Source organism: Latilactobacillus sakei subsp. sakei DSM 20017 = JCM 1157 (genome assembly GCF_002370355.1).
In the GTDB taxonomy this organism is placed as follows: domain Bacteria; phylum Bacillota; class Bacilli; order Lactobacillales; family Lactobacillaceae; genus Latilactobacillus; species Latilactobacillus sakei.
Window position 1 is genome coordinate 1,506,733 of sequence record NZ_AP017929.1, and the last position, 19,532, is coordinate 1,526,264.

Genomic DNA, 19,532 nt, shown 5'->3' on the forward strand with positions numbered 1-19,532 from the left:
AGCCACTTCTTTCTATCGAGCGAATTTTTTTAATCTAAACGTAATCCGTCTAGTTTGCATGAAGTGTTGGCAAATGCCAGCGATGATGAGTGGTGCAACAATACTGGTCAAGGTGCTAATCCAAAAATTTGGCTGATCGAAGGTAATTTTAATCGCCGATACGACATTCGCTTGTTCGAAATTAACGAAGAAATAATCGGTCCAATCTGGAAGCATGCGCGTAATGATTGGTGTGATATAACGTTCATAAACCGTGGCGATAATTAACCATGCTGCAAATAGGAAAACCCAGGCTTTGCGTTCAAATAAGGTAATGAAGCTACTGATTGCAAGACCTTGGGCAATGAAAGTCCATACGACAAGAATAAATGCCACGGTAATGTGTGGATCTAACAGGTTAATTTTAATACCGGCAAATATTTGATTATGAATCGCGATTGGATATAAGATTGCAAACGTCACCAGTTGACTACTAAAGAGACTAACTAATTGTGTTAGGAAGCTAATTTTTCTCGGAATCCCATTTAAAATGGCAAAATTAAAAGCTTTTCGAGTGGTTGTAAATGACTGAACGATCAATGTGATTTGGCTCAGGAATAAGAAACCAGTCACAATTGTGAGACCAAAGTTGCCAAAGTCAATGCCCTTCTTTATGAAGATAAGGGCAACGACAACCATTCCACCGAAAAATCCTACGGCAACCATCGCCAGTGTTTTCCAAATGGCGGTCAGGCGGTACCGCATCATTGCATTAAACATGTGCTTCACTTCCTTTGTTCGTTAATTTAATGAAGGTTTCTTGTAAATCGATATGTTCAATTGTTAGACGATCCGGAATAATCCGTTCTGTCGGTAACGTATCATAAAGATAAACCGTATATAACGTCCCCATTTGTTGGCTATCTAAGATATTTAAGTCGGTACAGTATTTTCGGACGAGTTCTTCGGGACCGCTGACACGGTAACTCTTAGCGAGGACGTTTTCCAAATCATCATCGACGATTAATTGGGTGTCATTTAAGACCAAGACGTGTTCGACTAAGGTCGCGATTTCTTCGATGATATGAGTCGCAACGACAAATGTTCGTGGTCGACTCTCATAGGCTTGCAAAATGTACCGGTATAAGAGACTACGGTAGTTAGCATCCAGTCCAAGCACTGGTTCATCTAGAAAAACATATTCCGCTGGGACACAAAGCGCGACAATTGTTTTAAAAATCGTCCGGTAGCCGGTTGAAAGTTGATTGAGCTTCTTTTTCGGACTCAAGTCAAACGCAGTCAGCATTTCTTCGGCTAATTCATGATCAAATGACCCTTGAAGTAAGGCGGTATTCTTAATAATTGTCTTTAATTTATCATCTTTATTGAAGAGATTGATTTCCGACATCAAGTAAATCGTTTGTAACGGATGATCGCGACCGGTTAAGACCGTATCGCCCCATTTGATCTCACCCAGGGATGCGGTTTGATGGTTGGCCAGAATACTTAATAAAGTACTCTTACCCACCCCGTTGCGGCCGAGTAATCCGTAAATCGTATTGGGCTTAAGCGTTAAGTTGATGTCATCGAGGACGACTTGGTTTCCGAATTGTTTAATCAATTGTGTGGTTTGTAAGTTAGGCATGGTCGTAGCCCCTTTCGATCAGTGCAATCAGATCATTTTTAGATAAGTTCAGTTGTTGTGCTTCAGTGATGAATTGGGCAACATAGTGTTCAAAAAATTCTGATTGCCGTTTTTCAGTAATTTGTGCGGGTGCGCTTGGTGTGACAAACATGCCGAGTCCTCTTTTCTTTTCGATTAAGCCGCTGGCAACCAGTTGATTCATGCCTTTGAGTACCGTGGCTGGATTGATGTTGAATTGTCTGGAAATTTCAGTTGTCGATGGTACTTGACTACCGGGGGGAAAGACCCCTGTAAAAATGCCCTCTTCAATCTGTTCGGCGATCTGCCGATAGAGTGGTGAATCGTTATTAAATTCAAAAAGCATCCGGAACACCTTCGTTTCGTTGATTGGTTAGTTACTTATGTAGTTAACTATAACACTAACGCGTTAAAGTGCAAGTCTTACAGTTAAACATTTGATTTTAAGGATATATTTAGCTATTATGTACTTATAATCAAATGTTTTCCAAAGGAGGTTCATTATGCAAGCTGCTTATTGTTTTATCGATTTAGTTGGTAGTCGAACGAATTTTGCCGATCAAACGCAAGTTTTAACGTTATTACAGCACCTGCAGAAAAAACTGAATGATCGTTTCCCGGATTTACTCACCCCTTTCATGGTAAAAGATGGTGATGGGTTATTAGGTGGTTTTCAAGCGGCAGACCAAGCGCAATTGGCAGATTTATTTATTTTCTGTAATGCCTATTTGCGCAGTGTGGCTTTTAGACAATTTTGGGAACCGCTTTTTGGGTCAGTAGACCTTCCTGAATTCTATTTTGGCGTTGGTTTAGGAAAACTAGTTACAGTTGAAAAGGCAGATTATCAGGATGTTAATCGCGTAAATGGTTCGGCAATTGTTAATGCCTTAACTGCGGTTGATCAGGCAAAACGCCTAATGCAAGGCGCAACTTTACCCCTCGGTTATCCATTTTCAACCTCTCTTTTTAAGTGGCAATTAGTCACTGATCAGGCTGCAGAAACCGCTAATGGCATTAGTGCCCTTTTTTATTTAATTTATGAACGGCTATTAAACACGAAGCTGCGAAAAGAGACGTTTGCTCTACTTTATGCGCAACCGAACTTGAAACGTTATGAGCTGGCTCAAATTTTATGGGAAGCATATGGTAATCTGACTTATCAGGTGGATTATACGCAGCAAAAAGAGCGTGCTGTCGCTTCTAGTAAGATCAGTCGGTTGCTCAATCAGATGGATTATCCGCTCATTGAGCAGACGTTAACAACGGTTCGAGCGCAACTAATGAGTTTGACGGAGGTGAACGCATGACGTTATTTGCGATTTTGCTATTGGCCCATTTCTGGACGGATTTTTTAATCCAATCCGATCAGATGGCCCGATGCAAACGCTCAACGAAATTGGCGGTTAAATGGTATCCCTTATTGGGGCACGCGTTGACGCAAGTGCCAATGGTAGTTGGCATCTGGTTAATCGGAACGCTACTGCGTGTTGCAAACTGGCCTTTTCTTGAAACGTTCGGCATTAGTTTAATAATCGTTGTGCTAACGCATTGGCTAATCGATGTCACTAAGCAGAATTGCCAACCCATTTTGAAACGTGCATTACGCTTAAAACCCAATCAAGTCCCTCTAATCAGTTACGTTTTAGATCAGGTTTTGCATTTAGTTGTGATTGTCATTGTTAGTGAATTATCAGGGACTAATTGGCAGTCAACTACGATTAGTCGGTGGTTATTAGCCGCAAGTGTGATAATTGCGACATTATATTTTGCCGATTATTTCATCAGCTTATTTTTAAAAAGCTTAGATTTAAATGTGGAACGACTACCAGACCGAGCACAACTGGGTCGGCACATCGGTCGCTTAGAACGTTTGGCGATTCTGTTATTATGCTATACCAATAACGTTGCGAGTATCGCGGTCGTCGTCGCAATCAAAGCCCTCACACGGTTTCGCGCCATTGAAGCCAATGAACATCATTTTGCAGAATACTACTTAATTGGTAGTTTATTAAGTCTTATCTTTGGTTGCTTAGGTGGTTATTTACTTAAACTCATTTAAAAATACATAAAAAGCCGTCCGGATAAATTATCCGAACGGCTTTTTTGAGCTATATTAGCGTGTTAGTCGCTGATGTCGATCAACGAAATAGTAAGTAAGACCATATATAAGAATCATAACTGGTCGGTAATCATTGAAAAATGGAATTTTAATCCAGAAGCTAAGCAGTAATAAAATGACAAAAATTAAACTAATTAACCGGAAAATCATGCAACCATTCCTTCCATTGATTAATCGCTAATCACTAATAACGATTTAATAGCTTGGCGTTGATCCATTGCTTCATAAGCAGCTTGGATTTGATCCAATGTAAAGCGTTGCGTGAAGACCTTACCAGGATTGATTTCGCCCTTTAAAACAGAGTCGAGTAACCGTGCTTTATCATGGGTTGTGACTGCCGCAATCCCACCACGGAGGCCGATGTTCTTACGGAATAAGACGTTGGTATTCATTTCTGCCTTTTGCGGAATTCCAACGCGCCCAATAACAGCGCCCGCACCAGCAACAGCTACCGCTGTTGCAACGGATTGTTCAGTCCCTACACATTCTAAGACGGCGTTAGCCCCAGCGTTGTCAGTTAGCGCCATCACTTTTGCAACAGCTTCGTCCCCACGTTCAGCAACAATATCAGTTGCACCGAATTCTAGTGCTAGTTTTTGCCGATCTTCATGACGACTCATGGCGATAATCCGTTTTGCGCCTAATAATTTAGCACCGATTACACCACATAAACCAACTGCACCATCTCCCATGACGACCACTGTATCACCAGGTTTAACTTCAGCTGAAACAGCGGCGTGATACCCAGTTGCCATAACGTCTGAAAGTGTTAAGAGGTTATTTAACATCTCGTCCGAATAATCAGCTGGTTGGCCAGGGATTTTAACCAAGCCCCAATTAGCATTGGTATAACGGAGGAATTCACCTTGATAACCACCATTGCCACCGCCTTCTTGGTTTGTACAATCACCATCGAAGCCAGCTAAACAAGCAGCACAGTGTCCGCAACCATGCGTAAATGGGACAATTACAAAATCTCCAGCTTTAATATCAGTCACTGCTTCACCAACGGATTCAACAACACCGATTGCTTCATGTCCGACTAGTGATCCCGATTCGCGTTTTGAAAGGCCACGATACCACCATAAATCAGAGCCACAGACGCAAGCCCGAATAATCCGAATAACGGCATCTGTCTTCTTTTCGATTGTTGGTTTAGGTGCCTCAGTAATCACCATTTTTCCTGGTTCAATAAAAGTTGCTGCTTTCATAAAAACATCTCCCCAAATTTTTTTGAACGTGTTTCTTCCTATTATATAGCGAAATTTCTAAACACAATTACAACTTATATAATTGATATCTCTACTATACACCTTGAAGCTCACTTTAAGGCAAGCCTTTTTTAAAGGCCGATTGCCAATTGTTGTTTCTTACTTAAAACTTCATCTTGGGTAATCCCAATATAATGTAAAGTCGTTTCCTGTGTTGAATGGCCAAAATCAATCATTAATGATCGCACATCACCAAATTGTTTATAGAACCAATACCCGTAAGTTTTGCGCATTGTATGTGTGCCAATATCATTGCGGCCGAGTTTCTTGCCCGCCTCGGTCAACATACGATAAACACCATTGACTGTAATGTGACTATCACCGATGCGACTCCCGAATAACCAGTCGTTACCAGTCAGTTCATTATTTTGAATATATAAACTAATGTAGGGTCGCAAACTGGTTAAACTAATTTGGCGCCACTTACCTGTTTTTTGTTCGACGATGACGGGGTTGTCTTCGATTACGTCTTTCACTTTTAATTGGACAATATCAGAACAACGTAAACCGGTATTGATGCCTAATAAAAAAAGTAAATAATTCCGACTACCCATTTGGGAGTGTCGTAAGATAACTTTCATGTCCTCAATCTCGTCTTTGGTCCTTAAAGGCTGTACGTTTAATTTTTTGCCTTTTTTAGTTCGTGATTTTCGCATTAAAATTCCGTCCTTTTGACCGCATTCTTTTTACTTATATCATTATAAACCATGCGGTCGTATTTTGCACCCCTAACTATCGTTGATTTAAAGGGATTCCGAGCGCATTCTTTCTACCAAAAGCGTGCGCTCATACCGATAAATACTAAAAGTGTCCCAAAGACCGGTCTAATCACGTTTAAAATACATTAATTACGAGAGGCGCATTTTAAGCGCATTTCAGATTAACTAACGGACAAGTGGTCGTTAAAACGTCTCAAATTACGGATTTAAAAAAGCCGGTTTTACTTGTCCAAAATTCGTAATTGTTGTACGCTAAAAAGAAAAAATAGAAATGAGATTAGTGATGTTAAATTATAACGCAATTCAAAAAGCGGTCGACGCTGAACAGAATGCTGGTGACTTTCCAAAATTAATGCAGGCCTTTAAAAAACTGGGTGTCCTTAAATATGATTACCTTGTTGAATCCGGAAAATATCGCTATTACGATAATGATGGTTATCTTGATTTGAAAATGAATGGTGTGCCACAAAAAGTTACCCCTAAAAGTAATACCACTCAAATTAAAGCTGCGGTCCAAAAAGCACAAACTGGCCAAATTACTTTTGAAACATTTTGTGAGCTAGCTGCAGCTGCTGGCATTATTTATTGGCGAAGTGATTTAACCCAAAAAGTTGTCAGTTATTACGATCGAGCGGATAACTGTTTATTAGCGGAACCAATTCCCGGTCTATAAAAATTTAACCAAAAAAATAAGACTTAACACTATATCAGTGTTAAGTCTTATTTTTTTAGTAACCAGCCGATAAATCAACTTGGTTAACAGCAAGTTGCCCGTCCGTTAAGAAGACTGGTAAATTCTGTTCGAAGATTCTAAAGAGCCGTTCGTGAATATCTGGAATGTAACCCGAGATATGTGGGGTGATCACTAAATTGGTTGTCGTCCAAAGTGGTGATGTTTCTGGCAATGGTTCAGTTTGCGCAACATCAATTGCGGCCCCTGCGAGATGGCCATTATTCAATTGTGCCATGAGCGCCGTCTCATCAATTGAAGCACCACGACCTAGGTTGAAAAAGTAGTGCCCTTCACCCATTGCGTTAAAGAATGCCGTATCGAAAAAGTTTTCCGTTTCCGGTGTTAACGGCATCACGTTCACAACGAAATCCGCATCAGCTAATTTCGTTTGATAATCCTGATCCGTTAAAATTTCGTCAAACGCATCGCGTTTTTCACCGTGACGATTAATCCCGATGGTTTTTAACCCCAACGCTTTAGCGTAAACGGCAATCTGATGACCGATTTGTCCGGTACCAAAGACCATAATTGTTCGGCGCTCAAGTGTTTCGGTTGCGCGCCCAATCTCATGATGGCGCCATTCCTTGTTAGCTTGAGAACTCAAACTTTGACGAATACCGCGAGTGAAATATAAAATATAACTCATCACAGTTTGTGCAATCGGAACAGCGTGCATACCCTTGGCATTTGAAACGATAATGCCTTGTTCACTCAATGTTGCTAATGGTAAATAGTCAACACCAGAGCTAGCTGCTTGAATCCATTTCAAGCGATGATTTGGTGTTGCTAAAATTTTAGGCCCCACCACTTTATTCCAACCAAACATAATATCGATGGTTGCCAATTGTTCGGGTTGTACGTCATCCAAATTGATAATGGTTAACCCTTGTTGTCGTAAATCTTCTACGTGTTGTTCAGGAATTGGTTCTGCTGCTAATATGACTGTCAAGTCGATCCCTCACCTTATTATTGAAGTAATCTTAATTATAATGGATTTTGAGCAAATAAAAAAGCATTTACCCCGATATAATGGGAAAATGCTTTAAATTTCTTATTTTTCGGCTTTTTCAGCACGTGGCCATACTGGACGACCCCAATATTGGAATAAATCAGTCTGAATCCGACCATTATAAAGTTTACGACGTTTTGTTGCGCGTTGGCCGAAAGATTCTTGGAATTGTAAATCACTTGTTAAAATGTATTTACTCCAAGTTTTTAATGAACGATAAGTATCGCCCATTTCTTTATACAATACCCGCGCTTGAGTTTGATCACTCAAACGTTTACCGTATGGTGGGTTAGCAATGATGACCCCGTTCGTTAAATCTGTTTTAAAATCTTTAACAGCTAATTGTTTAAACTGAATATCATGTAAGACACCCGCTTCATTAGCGTTCAACTTAGCGATATCAACCATATTTTGGTCAATATCATAACCGAAGATTTCAAGTTTTTGATCTGGTTTTTCTTGTGCTTTAGCATCAGCCTTCGCATCAGCTAAAACAGTAGCGTCAATCCAGTCAAAGTCTTCAAAAGCAAACTTACGGTGCATACCAGGGGCGATATTACGACCAATTAAGGCCGCTTCAATCGCAATTGTTCCTGAACCGGTCGTTGGATCAACAAACGGCATATCTGGTTGCCAACGACTAAGGAGAATTAATGAGGCCGCGAAGTTTTCCTTCAATGGCGCTTCCCCTTTTTCAAGACGGTAACCACGTTTGAACAAACTAGGACCGGTTGTATCTAAACTAATTGTCACCATGTCTTTTAAGATGCTGACCTCTAGCGGATAGACAGAACCGGTTTCAGCTAAACGCGTCCGACGGTGATAAACGGTACTTAACTTATCAACAATCGCTTTTTTAGTGATGGCTTGGACATCTGGTTCACTATGGAGTGTTGAACGCACAGAACGACCAGCTACTGGAAAGGCAGCGTCTAGTGGTAAATATTGATCCCATGGCAAAGCTTTCACTTGTTCAAAAAGATCATCGAACGTTTTTGCTTCGAATTGACCGATGGCAATCTTCACACGATCGGCACTGCGTAACCAAAGGTTAGTCTTGGCGATATCTGCCAAGTCACCTTCGAAATAAACCCGACCGTTATCTGAACGCGTTTCGTAGCCTAAATTCTGTAGTTCTTTAGCCGTAATGGATTCGATACCACTTGCCATTGTAGCGTATAGTTGGTAAGTCATTTTTTAAAGATCCCCTTAGGAAATTATTTTTTAAATAAAAAGAGCTTGGGCAAAAGCCCAAGCCACCTGTTTGTAAACCTCTATAGGCCATGTTTTGTTCCAGAACTTCCCCAGGAAGAAAGCTCCTTCAGTAATCATCTATCTGTTCTTTCGAACTCTCATTTTTAGTTCATTTCCATAAATGAGACGCCCCTACCAAAGTTTGGGTTACTCGCTCGCGGGGTTTACCTCGTTCCATCGTTTGGGTTTCCCCAAACGCTCCGTCACTGTGGCACTATTTAAGGATATTAACGCATGACCGAAGTTTTAGCGCTTTTTCCGCCGTTACCGTTAAGGTACCCTGGCTTATTGGGCCAGGCACGAACACTACAAGCATCTCAGCCTGTGCGGGCATGGACCTTCCTCAGCCTACTGATGTAGACCGCGATTACTCAAGATTTACAAATGTTAATCAATGTATATTATTATAGTACATCTTAAGCGATTTGTCTAATCAAATTGTGAATGATTTTGAACTCTTGTTTGAGTGGCACCATTTTGGTCACTTAACTTAGCACCAAATACGTGACGTTCAAGATTTGATAAACGTTTCAAAATATCATAGTTAGTTGCTGCTGAAGCCTGTTGTGGCTTGACTTCTTTAACACTGTCAGAAGCACTTAGTTGACGATTAAGTTCTTCAACCTTGTTAAATAAGCGGGTATTATCGGCCGTTAAACGATCGATATTTTCTTGATAAGTTTGGTAATCTTTAATCACTAAATCTAAATAACCGTCGACTTCTTCAGGATCATAGCCGCGCATCTTTGACTTAAATTCTTTTTTCAAAATTTCAGTTGGGTTTAATTCGATTTCTAATTGATTATCCATTTTGACACCTCATTTATAATAAATATACCATAAATCCCATTATAGCAAAGTTATTAAAGTTATTAAAGAATTAAAAGCCCTAAAAAGCTTGATTCTCTAACTCCGCCAACTCGTTTGCTAAATCTTGCAGTTCAAAAAAATCGACCTGATTATTGGGATACTCATGTTGTTCTTGATAGGTCTCAATTGCTTTAGCGTCGTATTCTGGTTTACCAGGTGCTTCACGATCATAGTACAATAATGCACCATCTGTATGCGTCAGCATAAACTGCTGATATTGGCGCAACTGTTGGGGCCCAGAATACGGGGCTTTAATGACGGGTTCGCAAAAGTCGACCTGGGCTTTTAACGTCATCAACGTGCCCTGATTTTGTTCATTCCACTGTTGACCAAAATCGCTAAACGGTAGCATCATCGCAACCTTCAATTCAGGATAATCTATTTTAAGTTCCTGTGCAACTTGAATCCCCCACTGCTCAATACCCATCTGACCCCCGGTGATAAGCCATTCTAAGCCATCATCGAGGTAATTATTAAGTTGCTTTTTTAAAGAATATTTAATAACTTTAAGTTTCTCATCGGAATCGCCAAAAACGCCGAGTTCATAGCTTCGATAACCGGTTAACCATAATCGCTTCAATTGTCAGTCCTCCACCTAATGATTTTAAATTTGAGTGAATATTGCTATAATAGTTTCACAGGAGTGTGATTCTTGATGGCCTTTCATTATCCAAACGGACAGCCCTACTCAAATCATGAAACAAAACAGCCTAAAAAGCAAGGGCGACATACTAGTCCAACCACCTTATACGGTAAACGCGGTATGTCATTAGAAGAAGAGATCAACGATAGTAATCAATATTATCGACTACGTGATGCTGCGGTTATCTATAAGAAACCCACCCCTATTCAGATCGTTAAGGTTGATTATCCAGCACGTAGTCAAGCTGTTATTAAGGAAGCCTACTTTAAGCAAGCTTCCACCACCGATTATAATGGCATCTATCAGGGGCACTATGTGGATTTTGAAGCGAAGGAAACTAAGAATAAAACGTCATTTCCGTTCCAAAACTTTCACCAACATCAAATTGATCATTTTAGAGCTTGCTTACAACAAGGTGGGGTTTGTTTTGTGATTATGAAGTTCGTCCCACTGCAACGTTTATTTGTGTATCCGGCAAGCTTATTGATTACACAATGGGACAATCAAGCAACTGGTGGTCGGAAGTCAATTCCACTAGCGGCGATCGTTGCCGATGGGTTTGAAATTCAGTATCAATTAAACCCAAGTATTCCCTATTTAGAGGCCGTCGATCAATTAATCGCACGCCACCACAAAGGAGTTTAAATTAACATGTCTGCCAATCAAACAGGTAACACACGTGTCACAAGACACCAGAAACCGACCAAAAAGCGTACTAAGTCGCTATTTGGCCGTATTATCAAATGGGGGTTATTAGCCCTCTTAGCGCTAATCATCGCGGGTATTGGCTTATTTGCGTATTATGCAAAAGATGCCCCGGAGATTACACAAGCGAAATTACAAAACGGTAATGCAAGTGTGCTCTATGACAGCAATAACAAAGCTTTTAAACAATTAGGGGCTGCTAATCAGACTTATGCTAGCAGCGATCAAATCCCACAAACGTTAAAAGATGCCGTGGTTTCAATCGAAGATCGACGCTTTTATAAGGAGAAATTTGGGATTGATCCAGTCCGAATCGCATCGGCGGCCTTTGCTAACATTACTGGGCACTCTTCGTTAGGCCTACAGGGTGGGAGTACTTTAACGCAACAATTAATCAAGTTATCGGTCTTTTCAACAAAAAACAGCGATCAAACCTTCAAACGTAAAGCACAAGAAGCTTGGTTGGCCGTTCAAGTTGAACGACAATATTCTAAGGATCAAATTTTGGAATATTATATGAATAAGGTTTACTTGAATAATGGTGTTTATGGTATGCAAACAGCTGCTAAGTACTATTATGATAAGACGTTAAAACAATTGAGTCTCCCACAATTAGCATTGATTGCTGGTATGCCACAGTCCCCTGCTAATTACGATCCTTATGCACATCCGGATCAAGCCAAGACACGTCGTGATTTAGTAATCGATGCCTTACAACGGAACAATAAGATTTCTGAAGCAGAGGCGACTGAAGCTAAAGCTGTTCCGATTAACACTGGTTTAGTCGCACAGAAATCTGAAACCAATGAATCAACGAACGCTAAAGCAACTGATGCCTATGTTAAGGAAGTTATTACAGACCTCAAGAAAAAAGGCTATGATCCTTATAAAGACGGCTTGAAAGTTTATACGAATATCGACATGGATGCGCAAAAGAAGTTATATAATACCGTTAATGACGATACAACCGTTCAATTCCCTGATGACAAAATGCAAACAGCCGTCACTATTACTAACCCTAACAACGGTAAGATTGTTGCGATGATTGGTGGTCGCAAAACTGGTGATGTCCAATTGGGCTATAACCGGGCAGTCTCTTCCGGACGTAGTAATGGGTCTTCTATGAAACCAATGATGGACTTTGCACCAGCGATTGAATATCTTAATTATTCAACGGCTCAAAAACTACAAGATACAGCCTATATTTATCCAGGTACCAACATTCAACTGCACGATTTCGATAACCGCTACCTAGGTACAATTACAGCCCGTAATGCGCTAGCTAATTCTCGAAACGTACCCGCAATTCGCTTATTAGAAGATGTCGGTATGACGCGTGCACGTAAGTTTGTTAAAGGCTTAGGGATTACGATTCCTGAAGATACCGGCCTTGCCTATGGGATTGGTGGTAATGTTTCTACCTTAGAAGAATCAGCTGCCTATAGCGCTTTTGCTAATGGTGGAACTTACTACAAACCAACCTACATCAATAAAGTTGAAACGGCAGATGGTGTTACCCATAATTACAATTCTGAAGGCTCTGACGCAATGAAAGACTCAACTGCCTATATGATGACTGATATGATGAAAGACGTCATCAAGAATGGTTCTGGGACGTTAGCACAGATCTCAGGATTACATCAAGCTGGTAAGACCGGGACAACCGATTATTCGAGTGAAGAATTAGCCAAATCAGGACTCAGTTCAGACCTTGCGAAAGATAGTTGGTTTGCCGGTTACACGAAGCACTACTCCATTACTGTTTGGACGGGTTACGACAAGCCACTCGAAAATGGTTTAACGATGGAGGAACGAAACATTGCGGCCTATATTTACCGCGCAATGATGGTTTACCTTTCACAAAATGTTTCAAATACGGATTGGACAATGCCTAGTTCAGTTCAAGCTAAAACGATTGCCGGTGTTAGAGAGCTCTTCGTTAAAGGAACAACAGCTACGGTTGCGGAGGATTCGACAAGCTCTTCTTACTCCTCAACACACAGTGTGATTGAGTCTCAAACACCTTCGATTTCAGTTCAAAGTTCAAGTCAAAGTGTTGCCGCCTCTGAAAGCAGTGTATCAGAAAGTAGTAGCTCTGTTGAATCAAGTTCAAGCGTGTCATCAACACCAAGTGAATCTTCTTCAACAGTAAGTTCTTCTTCTGAAGCACCAGCTAGTTCGTCAAGTGCACCGACAACTAGTCAGTCGACGAGCCAACCATCAATATCAACACAAACATCGACACACTAATTAAAAATAGCCTGATTGTCACTCTATTAAGAGTTCGGACAATCAGGCTATTTTTTTCCAAAGATTTCTAATATTGTTAACCGCGTTCTTGAAGTATTCGTTGCCCTGCGGGACAGATACTTAATAACGGACACTGATTACACTTGGGGTTCCGCGCTGTACAGACTTGGCGACCAAATAAAATTAACGTGTGGTGGGCTTGGACCCATTCTTTTTTGGGAAGCTTTGTTTGAAAGTCAGTTTCAATTTGGCGCACAGAGGCGTTTTCAGCACTAATTGTTAATCGCTTGGCAATCCGACTAACATGCGTATCAACGGCAAATGACGGCACATTAAACGCGTCGCCTAAGACAACATTGGCGGTCTTTCGGCCGACACCGGCTAATTGCTCGAGTTCAGCATGGGTTTGCGGGACTTCACCACCAAAATCCGTGATTAACTGCTGACAACAAGTGCGGATATGTTTAGCTTTATTATGATATAAACCAATTGAACGGATATCAGCTTCGATTGCGGTTAGGTCTGCGGCCGCAAAACTGGCTGGTGTTGGGAAATGTTCAAATAGTTGTGGTGTTACTTTATTGACTGATACATCGGTCGCCTGCGCACTTAACATCACCGCGATCAGTAATTGGAATGGACTGTCCGCAATTAAGGCCCCTTTAGCATCCGGAATAAGGTCGTACAGTTGCGTCATGGCCCATCTGGTTTTTGCTTTTGATAACATGTTCAACTACCTCCCTTATCAGATTAACGTCGTGGATGTGCTTTTTGATAGGCTTGTAAGTCTTCTTTAGTTTGGATATTTTGTTTTTGCCAATTTAATAAAATTTTATCGACATATTTAAGTGAATAAACTTGGTTTAAGACTGCTTCGCGGACTGCGAGCTGAATCAGTTCGGCTGAATAATGATCTAAATCCAACCAATTTGAGATAATTTCGGATTCGAGTGGTGATAATGGTCGCCCAAAGGTTTGTTCAATTTGGTTGAAGACGGACAGACGTTGATTCGTTTCTTGCGAATTTAATGCTGCCTGATTTTGTTGGACAGCTAGGACACTGAGCTTGGATAATGCTGGTGTTAGATCATAATGATCAACTGGCTGTCCTTGTTCATTAACGGTTGAGTTTAACGCGATAATTTTCTTCTTAAGCAATTGGTGGATCAACTCATAAATTTGCGTTGGCGCCAATCCCATCCGTTCACCAATCACCGCTAAGTCTGGAAAAGTATCCCCTTGACTGGCAAAATCACTCAGTTGTAAATAAACAACCAGTTCGTCAGAAGACATTCTGAGCGTTTGGTAGTGTTGTAATAATAAGCGCGACACGCTAAGCTGACCGCCCTCTATAAATGCCGTTAATTCGTTCATATACTAGCCTTCTTTTTGAAAAATGATTACTTCTATTGTAACGGGTTTTGAGAAAATAAAAAAGCATGTCAGTCAATAATTGACGACATGCTTTTAAAATATACTTTTTCAAAATTTAATTTATGGTTTAATTCTGTTAATCATTCGTGGGAATGGAATAGCTTCACGTAAATGATCGATACCACAAATCCATGTGATTGCGCGTTCGAGGCCTAAACCGAAACCAGAATGTGGCACTGAACCGTAACGACGTAAATCTAAGTACCATTGATATTCTTCAATATCTAAGCCCATTGATTTGATTTCAGCTTCTAATTTATCGAAGTCAGTTTCACGTTCACTACCACCGATAATTTCACCGTAACCTTCTGGTGCTAATAAATCAGCACATAAGTAGACATCATCACGTGTTGGATGTGGCTTCATGTAGAAAGGTTTGATGGCTTTAGGGTAGTTTAAAATGAAGACAGGTTGTTCGAATTGATCAGATAAGTAAGTTTCATCCGGTGCACCGAAATCATCGCCCCATTTAATATCAAAGTCAGCTGCTTGTAACATTTCAACAGCCTTGTCATATGAAATACGTGGGTATGGTGTTTGTGTGTACTTCTTCAATTGGTCAATATCACGGTCTAATAATTTTAATTCATAGGCACAGTGATCGATAACGTTTTGAACAAGGTAAGCCACGTATTTTTCTTGGACTTCAAGACTTTCATCTTGTTCCATGAAGGCCATTTCTGGTTCAATCATCCAGAATTCAGTCAAATGACGACGTGTTTTTGATTTTTCAGCACGGAAAACAGGTCCGAAGGTAAAGACTTTACCAAAGGCCATTGCCCCAGCTTCTGCGTATAATTGACCACTTTGTGTCAAATAAGCATCGTTGTCGAAATATTCGATGTGGAATAATTCAGTTGTGCCTTCAGGTGCACTACCCGTTAGGATTGGTGGGTCCATCTTCATGAAGCCTTCTTGGTTGAAGAATTCATAAGTAGCACGAATGATTTCATTTCTGATCTTCATGATTGCAAATGGGCGTTTTGAACGTAACCATAAGTGACGGTGATCTAATAAGAATTCGATCCCATGTTCCTTAGGTGTAATTGGGTATTCACTACTGTCACCAATTAATTCAATATTTGAGACTTCAATTTCGTAACCGAAATGTGAACGTGTATCTTCATGAATCACACCTGTAATCCACATGCTTGATTCTTGTTTAACGTCTTTAGCCAATTGGAAGACTTCTTCACTTACTTGGCTCTTAACAACAACCCCTTGGAAAAAGGCTGAACCATCGCGCAATTGTAAGAATGAAATCTTACCGCTAGAACGCTTATCGGTTAACCAAACGCCGATTTTGACTTCTTCATCGACATGGTCTTTAGCGTCAATAATACTGATTTTTTTAACCATATACTCTGTCTCCTTATGCTGACTTAATTTAACTTAAACAGTTCAAAATAACTGATAATTATTATTATATAACAAAACACTGACGACAACAGCCCTAATTAGCAAAACTCCTAGATATTTTCAATTAATTGGGTCGTATTACCGGTCTTGAAATCAAGCGTTAAATAACAAAGGCGGCCCTTGTCGCTGCGATAAACGACTTCCCAAACAGGTTTATTCTTATAAAAACCAAAGTTAATATTGAGGACCTTTTGAGGATTCTTAGTGGACCACGTCTTTTTAAGGGCTTCGTTTTTAGTCATCCCTTTTGATTGACGATAAACGGTCACATGATTGCCTTTTTCGTTAATTAATACATAGATGCCATTTTTATTTTTATCTTGACCACTGACTGTGTAATACGTGCCATTGCGATGGTACGTGTAAAAACCATCTGGATTTTCTAGCTTAGCGTATTTCTTAGCAATCTTGGTCGCCTTCGCTTCTGCGGTGACTTCGGGTGAGCGCGCTTGGTGGTAGACGAAAAACATCGTGCCCATCAAGACTACTAATAAAAATACCCATATCCATCTCTTATATTTACGCACGGCGCATTCTCTCCTTGCTACATTGAATAGCTTTATTATAGCAAAAAACAAGTTTTGCTACGGTTAAATCCCAGAACTTAGTCAGAATTTAACCAAAATAAATCACTGAGCTCTCTAATTGTCTGCACAGGTGCCGCCTTTTGAGGCAGACTCGACGGTAAAGCACGGCGCATTTGTTGGCCATATTGCGTCGTCAACAACCGTGGATCCAAGCAAATGAATAAGCCCCGGTCATTTGGCGTTCGAATTAAGCGGCCAAATGACTGCCGCAACCGGATCGTTGCCTTAGGCAGTGCTTCAGCCTTAAACGGATTAATCCCTTGGGCTGATAATTGTGCATAACGGACACGTGTCTGCAATGTATTGGGCGCATCAAATGGTAATTGAACCAAAATAACCATTTCAAGGGCGGCCTCAGGAAAATCAACCCCTGAGACAAAACTACTAGTTGCTAGTAAGACCGAATCGTGTCCTAACATGAACCGTTTAGTAATTTTTTCGGCACTGCCGGTAATGCCTTGAGCCAACACTTCACGATCGAGTGATAACCCAGCACGACCTAATGCGTAATAAACTTGTTCTAATGTTTGATTGGCATTAAACAAAATGAGCGTTTGATGCGGATTATTGGCAATTAAAGTCATCACTTGCGCTGCTACCTGTTGATGGTAATCGCTTGGCGTTAGTTCTTTTTGAACTGGGCCATCCTCTGCGATATAAAAACGGGCTTGTTGTTTAAAGCGGAATGGACTTCTTAACTTCTTAGTTTGTAAGGCTTGCTCTTCAGTAAAACCAAATTCACGTTTGAGATAGTCGAAATGACCATTAACCGCTAGCGTCGCGCCCGTTAACGTAACAGGTTCAAAGTGGCTTAATACTTGTTGCATTTGGGGCCCAGCCGATAACAATTGCCAGTGTAATTTAAATTGCGGTAATTGACTCGGTTGACTAGGCCGTGTAATTTGAATCGCTAACGCATGGCGTTCCTGCGGTTTCGTCGCAATGAATAGTTGTTCAAAGCGTTGATAATGGTCAACATCTGCTAATAAGAGATTGAGTTCATTTTCAAAAGATTGCCAAATTGCTAGATCAGATTCGGTATAACGTGCCAACTGATCTTCTAGGGCATAGCGTAACGCCAAGAAATGATCTTGAATCGTTAACAATTCTCGATTTAACTGGCCAAACTCACGCTGACTAGCATTAACGAATTGAATGACTTCGTCTGGATTTAAATACCGTTCACTAAAAGTTTGTCCATCTGTTGGTTCATCTGGCTCAAACTGCTCCGTTAGATAAGTTTCTAAATGTGTTAAAGTGCGGGTCAACTTACCCAATGTCTTATGCAATAACTTCAATGAACGATTCTGCGGTGTTTCCGCTGGAAATAGTCGCACCAAATTATTGGTTTGGGCCCCTGTCGTATATTGGAGTCCTTTTTGGGCCCAAAATTGCCAACTGGACAACGACCAAGTCTCTTGTGAAATGGTCTGCACGTTAAACACCATGTTTTGAGCTTCATCTAAGACCAAGTAAGGTTTTGGTCCCCAAATTTGTTGTTCATCCGCGTGACTTGCTAAATAAGCATGATTGGTCACCAATAATTCGGCTTGTTGCTGCCGGTGTGTCAATCGTCTTAGGAAGTCTTCATGATAAAACGGTGCTTGGGGGTTCAAACTAGCCAGACCTCTATGTTGAATGCTGACAAAAAATGGGGTTTTGTAACTGGTTAAATTGAGCTCATCTAAATCACCTGTCGTTGTTTGCGTTAACCAAACTAAAATTTTCATCTGCAACAAGCGAATCATTCGATTTTTATGCGGTAACCGCAATGATAATTCAAAGCGATGCAAATCAATATAGTGACTCGCACTTTTGACAACCGCCGCATTGATTTGCCGACCAACCAAGCGCTCTAGTAGTGGCTTGGCCTGAGTTAGGATTTGTTCTTGTAATAGCGTCGTTGAGGTCGCAACCACTAACTTATGATCACGTGACATCCGATAACTATATGGAAGTAAGTAGCCAATCGTCTTCCCTAACCCGGTTGCTGCTTCAATTAACAATGGTTCCGGCTTTTCAGACTCGAAATTATCGTGGATTAAATCCATCATCGTTGCCTGAGCCTTACGCCATTTCAAATGTGGTTTTAAAAGACGCTTTTTTTCTGCTTCAGTTACGGGGTACTGGGCCGCATAACTTGAACCTGGATAAATTTCAAAATCAACTGGTGCGGGCTTACGAAGTGCAATCTCCTCTTGAATTAACAATTCGTTGGGGAGTGGCTGCGATTTTTCGCGCATCTGTTGGGCAGTATCGGTAAAGAAATCACCGGTTTGCCGTAACAATCCTTCACCAAGTTCGCTCAGGCGGTTAAGGGTGACCGATGGCAAAGCCTGTAAGCGGGCGCTTAACTTCAAGAAAAGTTTAGCCGTTACAAGCGCGTCACTGTCGGCTTGATGGGGATTATCGTGTTCAATCTCTAATAGTTGGGTTAAATCCTGTAGTCGATAGCTAGGCGCCTCGGGCAAGATGATTTGGGCCAATTCAACCGTATCGATTCCTGCTAAATCTAATGGTTGTAAGCCGACACGCGTTAACTCGCCATTTAAGAAAGGTAAATCAAAATTAATATTATGGGCCACAAAAACAGTGCCAGATAAAATTTCAACTAATGTGGGCGCTAAATCTTCAAAGATTGGGGCTAACTCTAACTGATCAGCCGTAATATGCGTCAAATGTTGAATTTTAGTTGGTACGTCGCGTAGTGGATTCACATCTTGTGAAATGGTCTGAATAATTTTGCCGTTTTGAACAAGGGCACAACCAAATTGAATGATGCGGTCCCCATCTTTAATGTTCGTTCCCGTTGTCTCCAAATCAACAACGGCATAAATAGTCTCTCGGTTCATGCTGTCACCAATACTTTACTCATAA

The 19,532-nt window shown here is 40.8% G+C and carries 19 protein-coding genes and 1 other RNA gene; 5 read left to right on the forward strand and 15 right to left on the reverse strand.

Annotated features, from left to right (window positions below):
* Window positions 1–12: 12 nt before the first annotated feature.
* From LEUCM_RS07530 to LEUCM_RS07540, 3 genes are read right to left on the reverse strand one after another with little or no spacing between them, the layout of a single operon-like run.
* Window positions 13–759, reverse strand: a complete 747-nt coding sequence (locus tag LEUCM_RS07530; RefSeq protein WP_016265089.1) for a hypothetical protein — start codon at window positions 757–759, stop codon at window positions 13–15.
* A complete protein-coding gene (locus tag LEUCM_RS07535) occupies window positions 752–1,624 on the reverse strand; it encodes an ATP-binding cassette domain-containing protein (RefSeq protein ID WP_016265088.1) in 873 nt (290 codons plus the stop codon). The genes LEUCM_RS07530 and LEUCM_RS07535 overlap by 8 nt, the downstream gene beginning before the upstream one ends.
* Window positions 1,617–1,988 carry a GntR family transcriptional regulator gene (locus LEUCM_RS07540; protein ID WP_016265087.1) on the reverse strand — a complete coding sequence of 124 codons (372 nt, stop codon included), beginning with the start codon at window positions 1,986–1,988 and terminating at the stop codon, window positions 1,617–1,619. The genes LEUCM_RS07535 and LEUCM_RS07540 overlap by 8 nt, the downstream gene beginning before the upstream one ends.
* Before the next feature lie 157 nt (window positions 1,989–2,145).
* Here LEUCM_RS07540 and LEUCM_RS07545 point away from each other — a divergent pair, with 157 nt between their 5' ends.
* Both LEUCM_RS07545 and LEUCM_RS07550 read left to right on the forward strand, forming a co-directional pair.
* Window positions 2,146–2,949, forward strand: a complete 804-nt coding sequence (locus tag LEUCM_RS07545) for a hypothetical protein (RefSeq protein WP_016265086.1) — start codon at window positions 2,146–2,148, stop codon at window positions 2,947–2,949.
* A complete protein-coding gene (locus tag LEUCM_RS07550) occupies window positions 2,946–3,701 on the forward strand; it encodes a DUF3307 domain-containing protein (protein WP_016265085.1) in 756 nt (251 codons plus the stop codon). Before LEUCM_RS07545 ends, LEUCM_RS07550 begins: the two co-directional genes overlap by 4 nt.
* A 230-nt stretch (window positions 3,702–3,931) precedes the next feature.
* Here the strand turns inward: LEUCM_RS07550 and LEUCM_RS07555 are convergent, their stop codons facing one another.
* Entirely contained in the window at window positions 3,932–4,972 is a 1,041-nt protein-coding gene (locus LEUCM_RS07555) for a zinc-binding dehydrogenase (protein ID WP_016265084.1), read from the reverse strand.
* A gap of 131 nt (window positions 4,973–5,103) precedes the next feature.
* Window positions 5,104–5,688 (reverse strand): tyrosine-type recombinase/integrase, encoded by a 585-nt coding sequence (locus LEUCM_RS07560; protein WP_025015789.1) that lies wholly within the window; start codon window positions 5,686–5,688, stop codon window positions 5,104–5,106.
* Between the two features lie 346 nt (window positions 5,689–6,034).
* Between LEUCM_RS07560 and LEUCM_RS07565 the strand changes: the two genes are divergently transcribed.
* The gene (locus LEUCM_RS07565; RefSeq protein ID WP_016265082.1) at window positions 6,035–6,424 is read left to right on the forward strand and encodes a DUF1398 domain-containing protein; all 390 of its coding nucleotides are present in this window, start codon (window positions 6,035–6,037) and stop codon (window positions 6,422–6,424) included.
* Between the two features lie 55 nt (window positions 6,425–6,479).
* Here the strand turns inward: LEUCM_RS07565 and LEUCM_RS07570 are convergent, their stop codons facing one another.
* The 5 genes from LEUCM_RS07570 to LEUCM_RS07590 form a co-directional block, all read right to left on the reverse strand.
* Window positions 6,480–7,433: a phosphoglycerate dehydrogenase gene (locus LEUCM_RS07570; RefSeq protein ID WP_016265081.1), complete on the reverse strand. Its 954-nt coding sequence runs from the start codon at window positions 7,431–7,433 to the stop codon at window positions 6,480–6,482.
* A 102-nt stretch (window positions 7,434–7,535) separates the two neighbouring features.
* Window positions 7,536–8,687, reverse strand: coding sequence for a THUMP domain-containing class I SAM-dependent RNA methyltransferase (locus LEUCM_RS07575; RefSeq protein WP_025015790.1), 1,152 nt, complete (start codon window positions 8,685–8,687; stop codon window positions 7,536–7,538).
* A gap of 78 nt (window positions 8,688–8,765) precedes the next feature.
* Window positions 8,766–9,126: RNase P RNA component class B (rnpB, locus tag LEUCM_RS07580), an RNA gene on the reverse strand.
* 50 nt (window positions 9,127–9,176) lie between these two features.
* Window positions 9,177–9,557 carry a cell division regulator GpsB gene (gene gpsB / locus LEUCM_RS07585; protein WP_016265079.1) on the reverse strand — a complete coding sequence of 127 codons (381 nt, stop codon included), beginning with the start codon at window positions 9,555–9,557 and terminating at the stop codon, window positions 9,177–9,179.
* Between the two features lie 79 nt (window positions 9,558–9,636).
* Window positions 9,637–10,197 (reverse strand): SLOG family protein, encoded by a 561-nt coding sequence (locus tag LEUCM_RS07590; protein WP_016265078.1) that lies wholly within the window; start codon window positions 10,195–10,197, stop codon window positions 9,637–9,639.
* A 75-nt stretch (window positions 10,198–10,272) separates the two neighbouring features.
* Between LEUCM_RS07590 and recU the strand changes: the two genes are divergently transcribed.
* Together recU and LEUCM_RS07600 are read left to right on the forward strand one after the other, a co-directional pair.
* On the forward strand, window positions 10,273–10,905 hold the full coding sequence (gene recU, locus LEUCM_RS07595) for a Holliday junction resolvase RecU (RefSeq protein ID WP_011374620.1): 633 nt from the start codon (window positions 10,273–10,275) through the stop codon (window positions 10,903–10,905).
* Between the two features lie 6 nt (window positions 10,906–10,911).
* Entirely contained in the window at window positions 10,912–13,215 is a 2,304-nt protein-coding gene (locus LEUCM_RS07600; RefSeq protein WP_016265077.1) for a PBP1A family penicillin-binding protein, read from the forward strand.
* A gap of 76 nt (window positions 13,216–13,291) precedes the next feature.
* Here the strand turns inward: LEUCM_RS07600 and nth are convergent, their stop codons facing one another.
* The 5 genes from nth to dinG all read right to left on the reverse strand — a co-directional run bounded on the left by nth (window position 13,292) and on the right by dinG (window position 19,507).
* The gene (gene nth / locus LEUCM_RS07605; RefSeq protein WP_016265076.1) at window positions 13,292–13,942 is read right to left on the reverse strand and encodes an endonuclease III; all 651 of its coding nucleotides are present in this window, start codon (window positions 13,940–13,942) and stop codon (window positions 13,292–13,294) included.
* A 23-nt stretch (window positions 13,943–13,965) separates the two neighbouring features.
* Window positions 13,966–14,589 carry a DnaD domain protein gene (locus tag LEUCM_RS07610; protein ID WP_016265075.1) on the reverse strand — a complete coding sequence of 208 codons (624 nt, stop codon included), beginning with the start codon at window positions 14,587–14,589 and terminating at the stop codon, window positions 13,966–13,968.
* Window positions 14,590–14,709: 120 nt separating this feature from the next.
* Entirely contained in the window at window positions 14,710–16,008 is a 1,299-nt protein-coding gene (asnS, locus tag LEUCM_RS07615) for an asparagine--tRNA ligase (protein ID WP_011374616.1), read from the reverse strand.
* A 110-nt stretch (window positions 16,009–16,118) separates the two neighbouring features.
* Window positions 16,119–16,595 carry a cell wall elongation regulator TseB-like domain-containing protein gene (locus LEUCM_RS07620; RefSeq protein WP_011374615.1) on the reverse strand — a complete coding sequence of 159 codons (477 nt, stop codon included), beginning with the start codon at window positions 16,593–16,595 and terminating at the stop codon, window positions 16,119–16,121.
* A gap of 77 nt (window positions 16,596–16,672) precedes the next feature.
* Window positions 16,673–19,507 carry a helicase C-terminal domain-containing protein gene (dinG, locus tag LEUCM_RS07625; protein WP_016265073.1) on the reverse strand — a complete coding sequence of 945 codons (2,835 nt, stop codon included), beginning with the start codon at window positions 19,505–19,507 and terminating at the stop codon, window positions 16,673–16,675.
* Window positions 19,508–19,532: the final 25 nt, after the last annotated feature.

Coding starts and splice junctions, on each gene's coding strand:
- LEUCM_RS07610 (WP_016265075.1), bottom strand. CDS start 14,589: ATGAACGAATTAACGGCATTTATAGAGGGCGGTCAGCTTAGCGTGTCG.
- LEUCM_RS07550 (WP_016265085.1), top strand. CDS start 2,946: ATGACGTTATTTGCGATTTTGCTATTGGCCCATTTCTGGACGGATTTT.
- LEUCM_RS07575 (WP_025015790.1), bottom strand. CDS start 8,687: ATGACTTACCAACTATACGCTACAATGGCAAGTGGTATCGAATCCATT.
- nth (WP_016265076.1), bottom strand. CDS start 13,942: ATGTTATCAAAAGCAAAAACCAGATGGGCCATGACGCAACTGTACGAC.
- LEUCM_RS07545 (WP_016265086.1), top strand. CDS start 2,146: ATGCAAGCTGCTTATTGTTTTATCGATTTAGTTGGTAGTCGAACGAAT.
- LEUCM_RS07535 (WP_016265088.1), bottom strand. CDS start 1,624: ATGCCTAACTTACAAACCACACAATTGATTAAACAATTCGGAAACCAA.
- recU (WP_011374620.1), top strand. CDS start 10,273: ATGGCCTTTCATTATCCAAACGGACAGCCCTACTCAAATCATGAAACA.
- LEUCM_RS07560 (WP_025015789.1), bottom strand. CDS start 5,688: ATGCGAAAATCACGAACTAAAAAAGGCAAAAAATTAAACGTACAGCCT.
- asnS (WP_011374616.1), bottom strand. CDS start 16,008: ATGGTTAAAAAAATCAGTATTATTGACGCTAAAGACCATGTCGATGAA.
- LEUCM_RS07565 (WP_016265082.1), top strand. CDS start 6,035: ATGTTAAATTATAACGCAATTCAAAAAGCGGTCGACGCTGAACAGAAT.
- LEUCM_RS07530 (WP_016265089.1), bottom strand. CDS start 759: ATGTTTAATGCAATGATGCGGTACCGCCTGACCGCCATTTGGAAAACA.
- dinG (WP_016265073.1), bottom strand. CDS start 19,507: ATGAACCGAGAGACTATTTATGCCGTTGTTGATTTGGAGACAACGGGA.
- LEUCM_RS07540 (WP_016265087.1), bottom strand. CDS start 1,988: ATGCTTTTTGAATTTAATAACGATTCACCACTCTATCGGCAGATCGCC.
- gpsB (WP_016265079.1), bottom strand. CDS start 9,557: ATGGATAATCAATTAGAAATCGAATTAAACCCAACTGAAATTTTGAAA.
- LEUCM_RS07600 (WP_016265077.1), top strand. CDS start 10,912: ATGTCTGCCAATCAAACAGGTAACACACGTGTCACAAGACACCAGAAA.
- LEUCM_RS07555 (WP_016265084.1), bottom strand. CDS start 4,972: ATGAAAGCAGCAACTTTTATTGAACCAGGAAAAATGGTGATTACTGAG.